Source organism: Aeromonas sp. QDB20 (genome assembly GCF_027707805.1).
GTDB lineage: Bacteria > Pseudomonadota > Gammaproteobacteria > Enterobacterales > Aeromonadaceae > Aeromonas > Aeromonas dhakensis.
The window spans coordinates 368,433-383,826 of the sequence record NZ_JAPCJC010000003.1 but is presented as its reverse complement, the minus strand read 5'-3'; the positions used below and the strand labels follow the sequence as shown (position 1 = coordinate 383,826).

Annotated in this window: 14 protein-coding genes; 4 read left to right on the top strand and 10 right to left on the bottom strand. The window is 63.5% G+C overall.

What is annotated here, in order from left to right:
- Positions 1-138 precede the first annotated feature (138 nt).
- Positions 139-534 (top strand): hypothetical protein, encoded by a 396-nt coding sequence (locus PG897_RS05685; protein WP_201880192.1) that lies wholly within the window; start codon positions 139-141, stop codon positions 532-534.
- A 303-nt stretch (positions 535-837) separates the two neighbouring features.
- Positions 838-1,659: an alpha/beta fold hydrolase gene (locus PG897_RS05680; protein ID WP_201880189.1), complete on the top strand. Its 822-nt coding sequence runs from the start codon at positions 838-840 to the stop codon at positions 1,657-1,659.
- A gap of 117 nt (positions 1,660-1,776) precedes the next feature.
- Here the strand turns inward: PG897_RS05680 and putP are convergent, their stop codons facing one another.
- The 10 genes from putP to PG897_RS05630 form a co-directional block, all read right to left on the bottom strand.
- Entirely contained in the window at positions 1,777-3,294 is a 1,518-nt protein-coding gene (gene putP / locus PG897_RS05675; protein ID WP_201880185.1) for a sodium/proline symporter PutP, read from the bottom strand.
- 288 nt (positions 3,295-3,582) lie between these two features.
- Positions 3,583-4,509: a L,D-transpeptidase family protein gene (locus tag PG897_RS05670; RefSeq protein ID WP_005304791.1), complete on the bottom strand. Its 927-nt coding sequence runs from the start codon at positions 4,507-4,509 to the stop codon at positions 3,583-3,585.
- A 186-nt stretch (positions 4,510-4,695) separates the two neighbouring features.
- Positions 4,696-5,937, bottom strand: coding sequence for a mechanosensitive ion channel family protein (locus tag PG897_RS05665; protein ID WP_005304793.1), 1,242 nt, complete (start codon positions 5,935-5,937; stop codon positions 4,696-4,698).
- A gap of 123 nt (positions 5,938-6,060) precedes the next feature.
- Positions 6,061-7,260: an acetate kinase gene (locus PG897_RS05660; protein ID WP_005304795.1), complete on the bottom strand. Its 1,200-nt coding sequence runs from the start codon at positions 7,258-7,260 to the stop codon at positions 6,061-6,063.
- 174 nt (positions 7,261-7,434) lie between these two features.
- Positions 7,435-7,905 carry a YhcH/YjgK/YiaL family protein gene (locus PG897_RS05655; RefSeq protein WP_005304798.1) on the bottom strand — a complete coding sequence of 157 codons (471 nt, stop codon included), beginning with the start codon at positions 7,903-7,905 and terminating at the stop codon, positions 7,435-7,437.
- Positions 7,906-8,214: 309 nt separating this feature from the next.
- Positions 8,215-9,321 (bottom strand): 1-acyl-sn-glycerol-3-phosphate acyltransferase, encoded by a 1,107-nt coding sequence (locus PG897_RS05650; RefSeq protein ID WP_010636222.1) that lies wholly within the window; start codon positions 9,319-9,321, stop codon positions 8,215-8,217.
- Between the two features lie 155 nt (positions 9,322-9,476).
- Positions 9,477-11,081, bottom strand: coding sequence for a multicopper oxidase CueO (gene cueO / locus PG897_RS05645; RefSeq protein ID WP_201880183.1), 1,605 nt, complete (start codon positions 11,079-11,081; stop codon positions 9,477-9,479).
- Between the two features lie 125 nt (positions 11,082-11,206).
- Positions 11,207-11,899, bottom strand: coding sequence for an aspartate/glutamate racemase family protein (locus PG897_RS05640; protein ID WP_201880169.1), 693 nt, complete (start codon positions 11,897-11,899; stop codon positions 11,207-11,209).
- 169 nt (positions 11,900-12,068) lie between these two features.
- Positions 12,069-12,659, bottom strand: a complete 591-nt coding sequence (locus tag PG897_RS05635) for a LysE family translocator (protein ID WP_010636219.1) — start codon at positions 12,657-12,659, stop codon at positions 12,069-12,071.
- 124 nt (positions 12,660-12,783) lie between these two features.
- Positions 12,784-13,380: a LysE family translocator gene (locus PG897_RS05630; RefSeq protein WP_270828779.1), complete on the bottom strand. Its 597-nt coding sequence runs from the start codon at positions 13,378-13,380 to the stop codon at positions 12,784-12,786.
- 117 nt (positions 13,381-13,497) lie between these two features.
- Between PG897_RS05630 and PG897_RS05625 the strand changes: the two genes are divergently transcribed.
- Positions 13,498-14,874: an aminotransferase-like domain-containing protein gene (locus tag PG897_RS05625; RefSeq protein ID WP_201880166.1), complete on the top strand. Its 1,377-nt coding sequence runs from the start codon at positions 13,498-13,500 to the stop codon at positions 14,872-14,874.
- Between the two features lie 41 nt (positions 14,875-14,915).
- On the top strand, positions 14,916-15,380 hold the full coding sequence (locus tag PG897_RS05620; protein WP_201880163.1) for a hypothetical protein: 465 nt from the start codon (positions 14,916-14,918) through the stop codon (positions 15,378-15,380).
- Positions 15,381-15,394 lie beyond the last annotated feature (14 nt).

Sequence of the window (15,394 nt, the reverse complement as noted above, 5' to 3'; positions counted from 1 at the left end):
AAGGGTACCACCAATCAGCAGTTGGCCACCTCTCGCCATTCATCCATGAGTGTCGCACTTATTATCTGAATTCCCGGTATCGTTATCGTTCAATACAAAATATGGACAGATAAAAAACTATATCTTTCTGATGATAGAATGAAATGTCAAATAGAAAAAATGAGAGCTTTCGTATGTAATAAAGAAATCTGCCAGCAGAATTCTGAAAAAGAGTATAGATTCCCATGCTGCTCCGGCTTTATAAGACCTACAGATAAATTACAAAAATCAGACCAAAAATTCATTTCATCAGGAGAACACCTTCCAATATGTCAAATTGAAAAATGTAAATCTAAAGGACCTCAAGGAGCTGACATTCTTGAATATGAAAGAATAAAAGACACATCTCTTTCATCTGAACTATTTGAGCATTTGTTTAATCGTGGGAAAATTGGCTCGAGAAACTTAACTTACCAGGAGCTAAAGGAGTTATATGCTGACGCAGCTATTATTAATGCACATGATACCGTTGTGATTTATGCCCAAGAGTTTTAAATCATAGACAATACAGCCCGTAGGTTCGAATAGCGTAGCGTATTCGGACAATCGCAAATAACCCACCACGAAATAAAAAAGGATCGGAAGATCCCCTTGCGGGGTTGATATCGACCGTCTTGAGACAACCCAAGGTGCGCCGATGCCACTATAAGCTGGATTTATAGGTTTTCCTCTGATGACCCAGCTTTTGCATATAGAGGTTATCACCAGCCTATAAGCATCTGACAGCGCCCACTTACTGGCCGCTGGGCCCTTGCTATATATTCTCCCACTTCTACGACACGCCGAGGAGGCGTTGATATGCAGTCACAGACTCACACCTTTATGATCAATGGCAGTCCAATGCCCTGCCTGCAGGCCGGTTCCGGTGAGCCGCTGCTGCTGATCCACGGCGCGCTGGCCAACCATACCCTCTGGCTCGAACATATCGAGCAGCTCTCACAGCACTACACCGTCTATGCCCCCACCCTGCGCCACTTTGGCGAAGCGGGCAAAAAGGGGCCTTTCGGCCTTGAAACCCATGCCGACGATCTGCTGGCGCTGCTGGCACAGCTGGCGTGCGGGCCTGTCCATCTGGTCGGCTGGTCTTATGGGGCGGATGTAGCGTTGACGGTCGCATTGCAAGCTCCGGAGCGCGTCCGAAGCCTCTATCTGGTGGAGCCGGGCTGCCCTGGGGTGCTGGATGAGCAGGGGCTCGCCGCCTTTATGACCGATGCCGGCGCCATGTTCGGCCCCGTGTTTGATCAGGTTGAAGCTGGGCAGTTGCAAGAGGCGGTGGCCACCCTGATCGATGGCTCGGGGGACCGCCCAGGCTACTTTGCCGCACAACCCCTCAAGTGGCAGCAGGCCCAACTGGCGGAGGCCGCCAGCCTGCCCAAGCAGCTGAGCCAGAGCGAGCGGCCGGATTGGTCGCCGTCGCGCCTTGCCGCGCTCAGCGTGCCCACCTGCATCGTGCAGGGCGCGCAGACCAGAGCGCTGTTTGCGCAAGTGTGCGAGGCCCTTGGCAACGCTATCCCCGCCTGCCAGCGCCTGCAGGTGGCGGATGTCGGCCATCTCTACCCCATCGAGCAGCCCGCGCTGTTTGTGCAGCTGCTGCAGCGCTGGCTCGCCGCGCAAGGGTAAACAGAGACCCTTGCCGACCGGCCTGCTCTGCACACAGCCGCGCAGCAGACTATGTCAGCCTGAGCGCCATAAAAAAGCCCCGCATCGCGGGGCTTTTTGCTATCGGCAGTAGCCGACTCAGTTGACGGTTGCCGGCTGACCCAGCGCATCCGGCGGGGTCTGGAACTCGCGCTCGGCGTCGTCGAAGCGCTCCAGCATGGCCTTGGAGGGGGCCTTGTCCAGCAGGCTGAACACCACAATGGCGAGTCCGGAGAAGAGGAAGCCCGGGATGATTTCATAGAGCCCCAGCCAGCCGAACTGCTTCCAGACGATGACGGTCAGGGCGCCCACCAGCATGCCCGCCAGGGCGCCGTTGCGGGTCATCCGCGACCAGAGCACGGAGAGCAGCACCACGGGGCCGAAGGCGGCACCAAAGCCGGCCCAGGCGTAGCTCACCAGCCCCAGCACCCGGTTTTCCGGGTTCATGGCAACAGCGATGGCGATGAGCGCGATCACCAGCACCATGGCGCGGCCGACCCACACCAGCTCCTGCTGGGAGGCGTTCTTGCGCAGGAACGGCTTGTAGAGATCCTCGGTGATGGCGCTGGAGCAGACCAGCAGCTGGCAACTGAGGGTACTCATCACCGCCGCCAGGATGGCGGAGAGCAGCACGCCGGCGATCCAGGGGTTGAACAGGATCTTGGAGAGCTCGATGAAGACCCGCTCAGGGTTGGCAGTCACACCGCCAGCCTGCTCGGTGAAGGTGGAGAAGTAAGAGAGGCCGAAGAAGCCGATGGCCACGGCGCCGCCCAGGCACAGCACCATCCAGGTCATGCTGATGCGACGGGCATTGGTCATGGAGTGGTGGGAGTCCGCCGCCATGAAGCGCGCCAGGATGTGGGGCTGGCCGAAGTAGCCCAGGCCCCAGGCCATCAGCGAGATGATGGCGATGAAGTCCAGGTTCTTGAACATGTCGAGGTTGCCGGCGTTCTGCGCCGCCACCTGCACCATGGCGGTGTCGATGCCGCCCACCTCGATGATGACGAACACCGGGGTAAGGATCAGGGCGAAGATCATCAGGGTGGCCTGCACGGTATCGGTCCAGCTCACCGCGAGGAAGCCGCCGAAGAAGGTGTAGGTGATGGTGGCCGCGGCACCGACCCAGAGGGCGGTGTCATAGCTCATGCCGAAGGTGCTCTCGAACAGGCGGGCTCCGGCCACCACGCCGGAGGCGCAGTAGATGGTGAAGAACAGCAGGATCACCAGGGCGGAGAGGATGCGCAGCACCCGGCTCTTGTCCTCGAAGCGGTAGGTGAAGTAGTCCGGCAGGGTCAGGGCGTTGCGGTTCTTCTCGGTATGTACCCGCAGCCGGCCGGCGACCCAGCGCCAGTTGAGATAGGCACCCAGGGTGAGGCCGATGGCGATCCAGCTCTCGGAGATGCCGCCGATAAAGACGGCGCCCGGCAGGCCCATCAGGAGCCAGCCGCTCATGTCGGAGGCACCGGCGGAGAGGGCGGTCACCCAGCTCCCCATCCGGCGGCCGCCGAGGATGTAGTCGTCAAAGTTGCGGGTGGCGCGATAGGCGATAAAGCCGATCAGGACCATCCCGAGGATGTACACCAGAAAGGTGATGAGCATGGGTGTGCTGGCTGTCATTCAAAACTCCGTTATGTGACGTGTGTGCCCGTTCTGACGACGGACTCTTCCTTAAAAAAACCGCCCTAGCTTAATCAGCAGATCCCATGACCTCAACCTTTTTTAACAAACAGAAAACACAATATAAACGTTTCATCTTTAACCAACAGACCAGCTTTGCCCCGTTCCGCCAGATTTTATCCTGACGCAGCAACTGCTTATCCATCGGGCATGTTCAGGGGCCCGATCCCGCCACGGCGGCAAAAAAAAGCCCCGACCAGAAGTCGGGGCCATCTCGGCAGGTGCCAATCAGCGGTTGATCGCGATCGGCATGCCGCTGCGCTGCTCCAGCGCCTGCTTGACCAGCTGGGAGTCGCTGTCGGCGTGGGCGATGAAGCGGGTCACCGCCGGGGTCATCGGCAGCGGCGCAGGCAGGCTGGAGTTGAACTCCTCCTGATTGCGGGAGAGCGGCTGATGTACTTCCAGGTAGCGGCGGCCATCCGGCTCGACACTGGCCTTGATCGGCTGGTTGACGAACTGGACGCGGGTACCGACCGGCACCTTCTTGAACAAGTACTCGATGTCGTCGTTGCGCAGGCGCACGCAGCCGTGGCTCACCCGCAGGCCGATACCGAACTGGGCGTTGGTGCCGTGGATGGCGTACATCTTGCCGATGTAGAGCGCGAACAGCCCCATGGGGTTGTCCGGGCCGGCCGGCCATACAGCCGGCAGGGTCTCGCCACGGGCGGCATATTCGGCATGCATCTTGGCGGTCGGGGTCCAGGTCGGGCCCGCCTTCTTGCGCTGCACGCTGGTCACCCAGTTTTCCGGGGTGTCGGTGCCAAGCTGGCCGATGCCGATGGGCAGCACTTCCACCACCTTCTTACCTTTCGGGTAGTAGTAGAGGCGCATCTCGGCCACGTTCAGCACGATCCCTTCACGGGGCGCATCCGGCAGGATCAGCTGGTGCGGCACGATCAGCTTTTCGCCGGTCTGCAGCAGCAGAGGATCCGCCTTGGGGTTGGCCTCCAGCATGTTGGTCAGCCCCAGCTGGAATTTGGCGGCAGCGGCCTCCAGCGGCTGGCCGTTTTCTTCGGCCGGGACCACGTATTCCAGATTTTCACCCACCAGGCGGCTGTTGGCCGCAGGCAGGGCGTATTCAACAGCGAGCGCAGGCGCGGCGCCCAAGAGGAGGCTGCAGCACAGCGCGGCCGCAGTAGTGTGGAGGAGCTTCATAACTTTCCTGTAATGGATGACGTGGTTCAAGACTCTGGGCTGACCCGGGAGCGGCAGGCGATCCGGGGGCGGAGAGAAGGCCGCCATTTTTCTCCTCTGCCGGGCAAATTTCAACTGACAAGTGGCGGCGGGTCAGCGATTAATATCGCTTTTTTTATCCGCCGCCAGCCCTTGTCTGATGGCCGTTCACCCCTTTTGCCAGGCGCGCATATCGTAACCTGTGGGAGATTGGTGCAACCGCAGATGAAATTGCTCAATGATGGCAAAAATGTGGTCGAAAATGTCGGCCTGGATCCCTTCGTAATCGGCCCAGGCGGTGGTCGCCGTGAAGCAGTAGATCTCCAGCGGCAGGCCGTCCGTGGTCGGCGCCAGCTGGCGCACCATCAGGGTCATGTCCTTGCGAATGCCGGGGTGGGCGCGCAGGTAGGCGTCCAGATAGGCGCGCAGGGTGCCGAGGTTGGTGAGATGGCGGCCGTTGATGGGGCAGCTGATGGCGTCGCTCAGCTGCTGGTTGTAGGCGCTCAGCTCCTGCTCCTTGCGGCTCAGATAGGGCGCCAGCAGCTGGGCCTGCTTGAGCTGCAGCTGTTCGTCCGCCGTCAGGAAGCGCACGCTGGTCATGTCGATGTTGACGCTGCGCTTGATGCGCCGCCCGCCCGACTCTGTCATCCCCTGCCAGTTCTTGAAAGAGTCGGAGATGAGGGCATAGGTGGGGATGGTGGTGATGGTCTTGTCCCAGTTCGACACCTTGACCGTAGTGAGGCCGATGTCGGTCACCTCGCCATCCGCGCCGTACTTGTCCATCTGCAGCCAGTCACCGACGCTCAGCATGCGGTTGGCGGAGAGCTGGATACCGGCCACCAGCCCGAGGATGGGGTCCTTGAACACCAGCATCAATACCGCGGTCATGGCACCCAGGCCGCTGAACAGGAACAGCGGCGACTTGCCGAGCAGCAGGGCGATCATCAGGATGCCCACCAGGATGCTGCCCACCAGCTTCACCCCCTGGAAGATGCCGCGCAGGGGCAGATCCCGCCCGAGCCGGGTATAGCGGCTCACCGACAGCAGGCAGTCGAGCAAGGCGAACAGCGCCAGCAGCAGGAACAGCAGGATCCAGAGCTGGGCCACCGTCTCGATGAGCTGCAGGCTTTCGGAGTCGCGCGGCAGCCAGATCTCGGCCTGCCCCAGCAACACGGCCCCCTGCAACACGAAGGCGAGCCGGTAGAACAGCCGCTGCTGCAGTTGGGGCGGCAGCCACACCTGCATGGTCTTGCCGAGCACGCCCACCAGCCGTACCAGCAACACCCGGTGCAGCAGCATGTGCAGCACCAGCGAGGTGAGCACGATGAAGCCGAGGGCGATCACCAGCCCCGTCATGCCGGTCACCTCCAGTCCGAGCCCGGCCAGCCAGCGAAAAATCGTCTCCTTCATCCCATCCTCCTGTGCGTGAAACTGCGGTCAGGGTACGTATCTGCCACCCCATGTCAAATGGGCACCGGCCCACAAACGACAACGCCCGGCAGGGGCCGGGCGTTGTCTGGGAGCGAGGGGGCGTTAGCCGACCAGGCTCAGGGCATCGCGGGCGATAACCAGCTCTTCGTTGGTGGGCATCACCAGCGCCAGGCGGCTGCCTTCGGCGGTGATGGGGCCCTCGCCGCCCAGCACGGCGGCGTTGTTGGCCTCCTTGTCGACCTTGAAGCCGAACAGGGCCAGACGATCCAGCACCATCTCGCGCACCATGGCGGCGTTCTCACCGATGCCACCGGTGAACACCAGGGCGTCCAGACGACCATCCATGGCGGCGGCATAGGCACCGACATACTTGGCCACCCGGTAGGTGAACACGTCCAGCGCACGCTTGGCACCGGCGTCGGTGGCGTAGTTGGAAGTGACATAGCGGCAGTCGCTGCTCGCCTCTGTCATGCCCAGCAGGCCGGACTCACGGGTCAGGGTGTGGTTGATCTGCTCCACGCTGTAACCAAGCTGGTCGTGCATGAAGAAGACCACGGCGGGGTCGATGTCGCCGGAGCGGGTGCCCATTGCCAGCCCTTCCAGCGGGGTCAGCCCCATGGAGGTGTCGACGGATTCGCCGCCACGGATGGCGCAGACGGAAGCGCCGTTACCCAGGTGGCAGTTGATGATGTTGAGCTCTTCGAGCGGCTTGCCCAGCGCCTTGGCGGTCTCTTCTGCAATGAAGCGGTGGGAGGTGCCGTGGGCGCCGTAACGACGGATGCCGTTCTCTTTGTAGAGCTTGTAGGGCAGCGCGTAGAGGTAGGCTTCCTCTGGCAGGGTCTGGTGGAAGGCGGTGTCGAACACGGCCACGTTCTTCTCTGCCAGCGCCGGGAAGACCTTGAGGGCGGCACGGATGCCGATGAGGTGCGCCGGGTTGTGCAGGGGAGCGAACGGAATGGCGGCTTCGATGCCGGCGATCACGCTGTCATCGATGCGAACGGAACGGGAGAACTGCTCGCCGCCGTGCACGATGCGATGGCCGATGGCCACCAGCTGCTCGGCCAGGGTCGGATCCTGCGGCAGGATGTGACCCACGATGTGGTCGAGGGCTTCCTGGTGCGCGGCACCCGCGCCCAGCATGGCCTCGCCCTTGACGCCGTGGAGTTTCCATTTGATACGTGCATCATCCAGATTGAAGCATTCGGCCAGGCCGGACAGCATGTCCTCACCTGTTTCGGCGTCCATTACGGCAAATTTCAGGGAAGAGCTACCGCAGTTAAGGATCAATACCAACTTGCTCATGTTCTACATCTTCCTGTGCTTCGGCTTTATGCCGACAGTGTCGTGTCATCCAACATGGATGGGATTCCCCTGCCGGGGGCTTATGGTCGCAGGAAAGTGCGCCCAATTTTTCAATATGTTAAGTGCAAATCCGGACGATTCCGGCCACTCGTCTCAGTCAGGCTGCGCCAGCGGTTACAGGCCGGCCAGCAGATCCCGGTGCACCTTGACCACCAGCTTCTTCACCTTGGCCGGCGGGTTGGGGGTGCAGAGGGGGCGATGCAGTTCTCCCGGCCAGAAGATGGCGAAGTCGCCGGGCTGCAACGCCAGATAACTGGTCTGTTCATCGTCGACGAACCAGAGATCGGGATGGGGGTGATCCGCCCCTTCGCTCGCGTAGGTGTGCGGGCCGACCCCGATCCACTCCTCGCCGGCGAGCAACAGCTGGATGTCCAGGTACTGCTGATGGAACTCGCCACGGCGATCCGCCGCCGGCTCGGTCAGCTCTTCGCTCACCAGGCAGAACAGCTTGAGGCCGTCGACCTCCTGCTTGCCGAGCGGGGCATGCCGCCACCGGTCGACGCTTTGCACCACCTCGACCAGGATGCGGTCGAGCGGGGCGGGCAGCGGCGTACGCTGCAAGGTATTCAGACTGCCGGTGATCATGGCGCTTCCTTAGGTGTATTCAGGCGACATCTTAGCCGCAAAATGAAAAAGGACCCGTTGAAGGTCCTTGTGTCACACCGTCTGCTATCCGTGCAGACCGGGATGGAGCCATGGCTCTCTCCGGCGTGGTGAGTGCACTGTTACACACTCATCCTCGGCTTGCCAAGCGGGGCAAGCGCGTTCGCCGGGTGATCGTACCAGCTGAAACAATATTATTCACTACTCCATTGCCGACGACTTTGACCAGACGCAAAAACGGGAGCATCTGCTCCCGTTTTTTTCGCATCACCTGGTCAAAACCGGTGTCATTCAAGCCTTGGCGGCGTTCTCCACCGGTTTGGCGTACATGGCACGCCAGATGGCCTTGTGCTCTTCCGGCACCTCCGACTGACGGCTCAGGAAGGCGGCCTGTTCGATGGTATTGGCGTGGCCTGCCACATCCGCAGCCAGGTAGTTGCCCGGGAAGAGGCGGTAGTTGCCCCAGATCGCCTTGTCGATGAGCGCCGCCAGTTCGTCCGGATCGCTGAAGCCTTCGGTGATGGGGGCGCCGAAGGAGACGTGTACCCGCCCCTTCTGGCCGACGATGCCGGCAACTATGCTCTCGATGTCCTCGAACTCGCCCTTCTCGTAGCTGCCGTTGATGGACTTCTCGTACAGCTCGCGCGCCTTGGCCTTGTCGGTGGGATCCAGCTCATAGCTGATGCTGACCGGCACGATATTGAGGCTGCGCATGTAGTCGACGAACTCGATCTTCTGCTTCTTGCCGTCCACGTAGAACATCTTGAGGATGGCCGGATCCGTCTTGTCATCGCCGTTCTTGGCGCGCCCTTCCTTCTGGGCGATCCAGATGGAGTGGCCTTCGTGCACCGACTGGCCGATGTAGGCCGACAGCTCGCCGAGCGCCTTCATCATCTCCCGCGGCCCCTTGGCGGAGCGCTTGACGATGAAGCTCTTGTTGAGCTTCATCAGCTCGGTGGCGCAGGGTTTACGCAGCAGGTTGTCGCCGATGGCGATGCGCACGGTATCGAAACCATGGGTATGCAGCCCCCAGTTGACGAACGCCGGATCCATGGCGATGTCCCTGTGGTTGGAGACGAACAGGTAGCCCTGCTCTTTTTTAAGATGCTCAAGCCCGGAGAAGGTCACCCCCTGGGTGGAGGTGGCGATCATCCGGCTCATGTAGCGGGTCACCCCCATCTGCACCTGATGGATGGTGGTCACCTTGGACCACTTGTAGCGCAGGAACTGGCGGATCAGCGGGCGAATGGCCCAGCCCAGCCAGCTCATCAGGGAGCCGAAGCGATACTTGGCGATGGCGCCGATGAATTCATCATCCCGGATCAGCCGCTCGATGGCTGCCGGTACTTCCTCATCGCGGTAGGGGCGAATGTCCGCGAATCTATCTACTTCTGTCACAATGTCAGCCTTGCGTGTAAGGAGTCGCGGCCGGCGTGCGCCGGCCGGAAAATTCAGGGCGCAATTTTACACGCTTTTATGCCGAGGGGTATGCGGCGCAGCCAGATAGTGAGATCTGACCAGTAAAAAACAATGGCCCCGAACGGGCCATTATTTCACTCTTCCACCGTGAACGAGAGCATCATGCCGGTGTCTTCATGCTCCAGCAGATGGCAGTGGGCCATGTAGGCCCGCTCCTTCGGCGCCGTGTGATCGAAGCGCACCAGCACCTCGCTGCGCCCGCCCTCCACCTTGACGATATCCTTCCAGCCGGCGCGGTGAGGGGCCACCGGCTGACCGTTCTCGCTCAGGATCCGGAAACGGGTGCCGTGAATGTGGAAGGGGTGCAGCATCATGTCCCCCTCCCCCGAGATGATCCAGCGCTCGGTGCGGCCGCGCTTGACCGCAAACTGCGGGTCGTTCATGGCGAAGGCCTGGCCGTTGATGCGGTTGCCGCCATGCAAGTCCAGCGCGCCGCCCGCTTGCTTCATGTCGGCCATGTCGCCGTGATCCATTCCTGCCATCCCGTCGCCTTGCCCGCCCATCTTCATCCCGGCCATGCTGCCCGTATCGCCGTGATCCATGCTCATGCCCGCCATGGCGCCGTGGCCGTAGCGGCTCATCAGCGCCTGCATCCCCTGCCGGTCCAGCTCGGGATCCATCGACAGGGTCAGGGTGCGGCTCGGCAACTCTTGAGTGGCGGGCAGCGCAGGCAGCCGCGCCAGACTGTCCGGCAGGCGCCCCTTGCCCTCGATCAGGGAGGGCCGGATCCGCAGCAGCGGCAGGGCCGCATCGAACGGCGCCAGGGTCATCCCCATCTGGCGTACCGGCAGGGTGAGCAGATCGAACGCCTGGCCATTGCGGGCATCCACCATCACCTCGAAGCGCTCCCCCGGCAGCAGCGCCAGCTCGCTCAGCGCCACCGGCTCCGCCAGCAGGCCGCCATCGCTGCCGATCACATACAAGGGGCGGCCATCGCTGGTCGCCAGCCTGAGGGAGCGGGCATTGCAGCCGTTGAGCAGCCGCAACCGCAGCCAGCCGCGGGGGGCGTCGTGGGTCGGATAGACGGCGCCGTTGGTCAGCATCAGATCGCCGAACCAGCCGACCGCCGCGCTCATCACGTCCAGCTGGTAGTCCACCTGATCCCGCCCATCGAGGCGCTTGTCCTGCAGCACCAGCGGGATGTCGTCCACCCCCCAGCGCTGGGGCAGCGGCAGCCGCAGGCTCTCCTCGTCGTCGAGGATGAAGAGCCCGGCCAGCCCCATGGCCACCTGATGGCCGGTCTGTCCGTGGGTATGGGGGTGATACCAGCAGGTGGCCGCCGGCTGCTCGATGCGAAACGCCGCCTGCCACTCTTTGCCGGAGGGGATGCTGGCCTGCGGGCCACCATCGGCGGTGCCCGGCACCTCCAGCCCGTGCCAATGTATCGTGGTGGTCTCCGCCAGCTGGTTGGCGACCCGGACTCGCACCGCCTGCCCCTGGCGGGCACGCAATGTGGGGCCGAGCAGGTTGCCGTTGTAGCCCCAGCTGCGGGTCGGCTGGCGTCGCCACTGCATCTGGCCCGGCTGGGCCCTGAGCTGGAACAGGCCGCTGGCGTCCGCCTCCAGCAACGCAGGAATAGGCAGGGCTGGGCGCTCGGCGGCAACCGCCCGCCCCCACCAAGGCAAGGCACCGGCGATGCCGACGGCGGTGGAGAGTTTGAGAAAATCGCGACGCTGCATGAGTCACTCCTCGTTGGCCAAAGCGGACCTTCAGCCTATGCAGCAACCCTGCGGCAAGGTCAAGCCCTGCCGAGCCGGCGGCCGGACAGTTTCTGGCTTATCCGCTTGCCAGCAGGCCCCTGTCGTCAAGCCAGCGCCAGGCTTACCGCCGCCTCGGCGTGGATCGTGGTGGTGTCGTAGAGCGGCACCGCGGCGTCGGCCTCCCCCACCAGCAGGGCAATCTCGGTGCAGCCGAGGATCACCGCCTGGGCGCCAGCGGCCGCCAGCCCCTCGATAATGGCCAGGTACTCGGCCCGCGAGGCGTCGCGAATGTCGCCGAGGCACAGCTCGTCATAGATGATGCGGTGCACCCGCTCCCGCTGCGCCTCGCCCGGCACCAGCACCTCCAGCCCGAACTTCTCCTGCAGGAGCCCCTTGTAGAACTCCTGCTCCATGGTGAAGCGGGTGCCGAGCAGGCCGACCCTCTGGATCCCGTCCGCTTGCAGCTGACGTGCGGTGGCATCGGCGATATGGAGCAGCGGGATGTCGATGGCGGCCTCGATCTCGGGCGCCACCTTGTGCATGGTGTTGGTGCCGATCAGCAGAAAATCGGCGCCACCGGCCTGGATGGCCCGCGCCTCGGCCGCCAGCAGGCGGGCGGTGGCGGGCCAGTCCCCGGCGTGCTGCAGCCGCTCTATCTCGGCAAAGTCGACGCTGCTCAGCAGCACCCGCGCCGAGTGCAGGCCGCCAAGCCGTGCTCGCACGCCCCGGTTGAGTGCCTGATAGTAGCTGACGGTGGACTCCCAGCTCATGCCACCCAGCAGACCGATACATTTCATGGGACCTCCTTGTGTGAACCGATCGTGTAAAACAATCGTGCAAACCTATTGTGCAAACCGATCGTGTACACCAAACAGAGGACGGCGCGCGTCATCGCACCGCCCAGGAATAAAAAAGGCCCCGCAGGGCCAACAAGACAGGCGGTAAAGGCCCGGGCGCAGGCCCGGACTAAATCCAGATCATCAGCACGCAGGCCGCCGTGGCGACCCCCATGCCGAGATTGAAACGACGCCAGCCTCTGGCGGTGCGAATGAGGCGGCGCACCTGGGCACCGAACAGCACCCAGAAAGCCCCGGTATAGAGGCCGGTAATAAAGAAGATGGCGAGCACCCAGATGGCGGAGGGCCAGTAGGCCTCTCCCGCCAGGGTGAAACCGCTGATGGCGGAAAGCGCCATCATCCACGCCTTGGGGTTGAGCAGTTGCAGCATGGCCCCCTGATGGGCCGGGATCAGCGGCCGATTGCCCTCGGCCGGGCCGCTGGCGGTCGCCACCTTCCAGGCCAGCCAGAGCAGGTAGGCCGAGCCGATGAGCTTGAGCCCGTCGTGCAGCAACGGCACCTGCTCGAACATCACCCCCAGCCCCAGCGCCGTGGCCAGGATCATCAGGTTGATCCCCCCCACCACCCCCACCAGCAGGGGCACGCTGCGGCGAAAGCCCTGGGCCGCACCGGCGCTGGTGAGCAGCATGTTGTTGGGGCCCGGCGTGCCGCAAGTGATGAGGGCAAAGCCCGCCAGGGGAAGCAACCAGTTCAGATCCATCTCAACCTCTTGATGATGCAGGGCGCCGACTCGGCGACAAGCCTTCTAATATGCAGAGCCGGTGCCCGTCAGACAAGGCCGCAAATGCACTTTCTTCGCATCTTTATGCGGCCTCTGGCAAGGCTCAGTACCAGAGCATCACCACGCAGAGCGCAGTCAGCGCCCCCAGGCTGCCGTTGAGGCGGCGCCAGCCCCGATCCGTGCAGATCCAGTTGCTGAGCTGATGACCGAACAGCACCCAGACGAAGCAGACCGGCAGCGCCACCAGCACGAACATGGCCATCACCGCGAACTGGCGAGGCCAGTAGCTGGCGCCGGGCAGGCTGAACAGACTGATGGCGGAGATCCCCATCATCCAGGCCTTGGGGTTGAGGAACTGAAAGCCCAGCCCCTCCAGCAGGGTCAGCGGACGGGCGCGCCGGGCCGGATCACCGGGAGCGCCGGCCACCGCGATGCGCCATGCCAGCCACAGCAGATAAAGGCTGCCGAAGATCTGTAAGCCAAGGCGCAGCAGCGGCCAGCGCTCGAACAGGGGGTAGAGCCCCAGCGCCAGCACCATCTGCAGCACCGGCTGGCCCACCGCCACCCCGATCAGATGGGGCAGGGTGCGGCGCACCCCGAAGTTGGCGCCGGAGGCGGTCAGCATGAGGTTGTTGGGGCCCGGCGTGCCACAGGTGAGCACCGCAAAGCCAAACAGGGTGGCATACCATTCGATCGTCATCTTTGTACTCCTGAACTGCGCACATTGTATCGATACAATGCACTGTTTTTGATTGTTATCGGGTTCAAAATCACGCTATATTGCCGATACATTTCGATCAATGGATTTATTGTCACCATGACAATCTGGACCCCAGACCTCACCCCCTTCGCCGGCCCCCTCTACCTCAAGCTGGTGAAGGCCATCGAGCAAGCCATTCAGGACGGCTCCCTGCCGCCCCAGACCCGGCTGCCCACCCACAGGGCGCTGGCGGACAGGCTGGGGGTCACCGTCGGCACCGTCACCCGCGCCTATGGCGAGGCGGAGCGGCGCGGGCTGCTGGCCGCCCGGGTCGGCCATGGCACCTGGGTCAAGGGGGAGCATGAGGATCCGGCCAACGCCTGGGTGATCCGCAAGGAGGAGGGGCACCGCATCGAGTTGTGGCAGAACCTGCCAGTGCAGCTGGATCGAGCCGCCATCATCCGGCCCATGCTGGCGGAAGTGGCAGACGGGGATCTCAACGCCCTGCTCGGTTACGACAAGGAGGCGGGCCAGCCCGGCCAGCGCCAGCTCTTTATCGACTGGCTGACAGAGCAGGGGGTGGCGGGCAGCGAGGAGTATCTGCTGTTCAGCCACGGCGCCCAGCACGGCATCATGCTCTCCCTGCTGGCCACCGGCTGCGTGGGGGAGACCCTGTTCTGCGAAGGGCTCAGCTACCCAGGCATGCTGGGCAACGCCCGCCAGCTGAAGAATCAGGTGGTGGGGCTGGCGATGGACGAGGAGGGGCTGCTGCCCGACGCGCTGGAGGCGGCCTGCCGCATCCGCCGCGCCAAGCTGCTCTACCTCACCCCCACCCTGCAGAATCCCACCACAGCCACCATGAGCCTGGCGCGGCGCGAGGCCATCATCGCCATCGCCCGCCGCCACGATCTGCTGATCATCGAGGACGACGTCAACGGCCTGCTGCCCCAGCAGCCGGTGACGCCGCTGGTCAACCTGGCGCCGGAGCGGGTCATCTATCTGGGCAGTCTGGCCAAGATCGCCTGCGGTGGCCTGCGGGTCGGCTTCGTGCTGACTCCACCCCACTTGCGCGGTGCCTTCGCCCAGGCGATGCGACTGTCGAGCTGGATGGTGAGCCCGCTGCTCATCGAGCTGGCCTGCAAGCTGGTGAGCCAGCGCCAGATCATGCCTCTTGTAGAGCAGCAACGGCAGATCCTGGCACGTCGCGGCGAGCTGCTGCGCCACCTGTTGCCGGAGGCCTGCTGGCAGGCGGGCTCCATGCACGCCTGGCTGCCGCTGCCGGAGCCCTGGCGCAGCCAGGAGTTTGCCGAGGCCGCCAACGCCCTTGACGTCGGGGTGGCCAGCGGGGAACACTTCGCCGCCGGCCAGTTCGCCGCCCCGCAGGGAGTGCGGCTAAGCCTGAGCCAGCCGGCCACCGACGCCCGCGTCGCCGAGGCGCTGGAGCGGCTCGCCGGCCTGCTGCGCGCCGCGCCGCCCACCAATACCCTGCTATAGTCAGCCCGGCCCTGCCCATCCGTGCGCTCAAAGGAGAGCCCATGCACCCGACCCGCGCCCCCTTGTTGCTTCTCACCCTGCTGCTGGGGGGCTGCGCCGCCCCCGGCCACCAGCAGTTGGGGGCCGCGCTGAGCGGGCTGGAGGGGGAGTTGCAGCGGCTGGAAGAGGAGCTGGCGGCCATGAACGGCCTGCACTATCAGAAGGCGATCGACGCCCCCCTCAGCCTGCGCCGCAGGCTGAGTGCCCCCGTCCCTACGGCACAAGGACTGCTGCCCAGCCGCAGCACGCTGACAGACGGCCCCCTGCTGCGCTACGACTACCGGCTGCCGGCCGGCATGGCCAGCCTGCCCCTCACCGAGCCCTGCCTGCGCTACGAGTTCGAGCTGCGCCACCTGGGCCGCCTCGGCCAGCTCGCCCTGTACTGGCAGGGGGCGGCGGGCTCTGGGGAACAACTGATCCAGCAGCGCGACTGCCCCTTTTCGGCCAAAGGGCCCGGCCTGCAGTAGGCCCGCCGCCAGCT

Bases quoted from the DNA above. Each gene is read 5' to 3' on its own strand.
- PG897_RS05685 (WP_201880192.1), top strand. From the start codon at position 139: ATGAAATGTCAAATAGAAAAAATGAGAGCTTTCGTATGTAATAAAGAA.
- PG897_RS05680 (WP_201880189.1), top strand. From the start codon at position 838: ATGCAGTCACAGACTCACACCTTTATGATCAATGGCAGTCCAATGCCC.
- putP (WP_201880185.1), bottom strand. From the start codon at position 3,294: ATGACAGCCAGCACACCCATGCTCATCACCTTTCTGGTGTACATCCTC.
- PG897_RS05670 (WP_005304791.1), bottom strand. From the start codon at position 4,509: ATGAAGCTCCTCCACACTACTGCGGCCGCGCTGTGCTGCAGCCTCCTC.
- PG897_RS05665 (WP_005304793.1), bottom strand. From the start codon at position 5,937: ATGAAGGAGACGATTTTTCGCTGGCTGGCCGGGCTCGGACTGGAGGTG.
- PG897_RS05660 (WP_005304795.1), bottom strand. From the start codon at position 7,260: ATGAGCAAGTTGGTATTGATCCTTAACTGCGGTAGCTCTTCCCTGAAA.
- PG897_RS05655 (WP_005304798.1), bottom strand. From the start codon at position 7,905: ATGATCACCGGCAGTCTGAATACCTTGCAGCGTACGCCGCTGCCCGCC.
- cueO (WP_201880183.1), bottom strand. From the start codon at position 11,081: ATGCAGCGTCGCGATTTTCTCAAACTCTCCACCGCCGTCGGCATCGCC.
- PG897_RS05640 (WP_201880169.1), bottom strand. From the start codon at position 11,899: ATGAAATGTATCGGTCTGCTGGGTGGCATGAGCTGGGAGTCCACCGTC.
- PG897_RS05635 (WP_010636219.1), bottom strand. From the start codon at position 12,659: ATGGATCTGAACTGGTTGCTTCCCCTGGCGGGCTTTGCCCTCATCACT.
- PG897_RS05630 (WP_270828779.1), bottom strand. From the start codon at position 13,380: ATGACGATCGAATGGTATGCCACCCTGTTTGGCTTTGCGGTGCTCACC.
- PG897_RS05625 (WP_201880166.1), top strand. From the start codon at position 13,498: ATGACAATCTGGACCCCAGACCTCACCCCCTTCGCCGGCCCCCTCTAC.
- PG897_RS05620 (WP_201880163.1), top strand. From the start codon at position 14,916: ATGCACCCGACCCGCGCCCCCTTGTTGCTTCTCACCCTGCTGCTGGGG.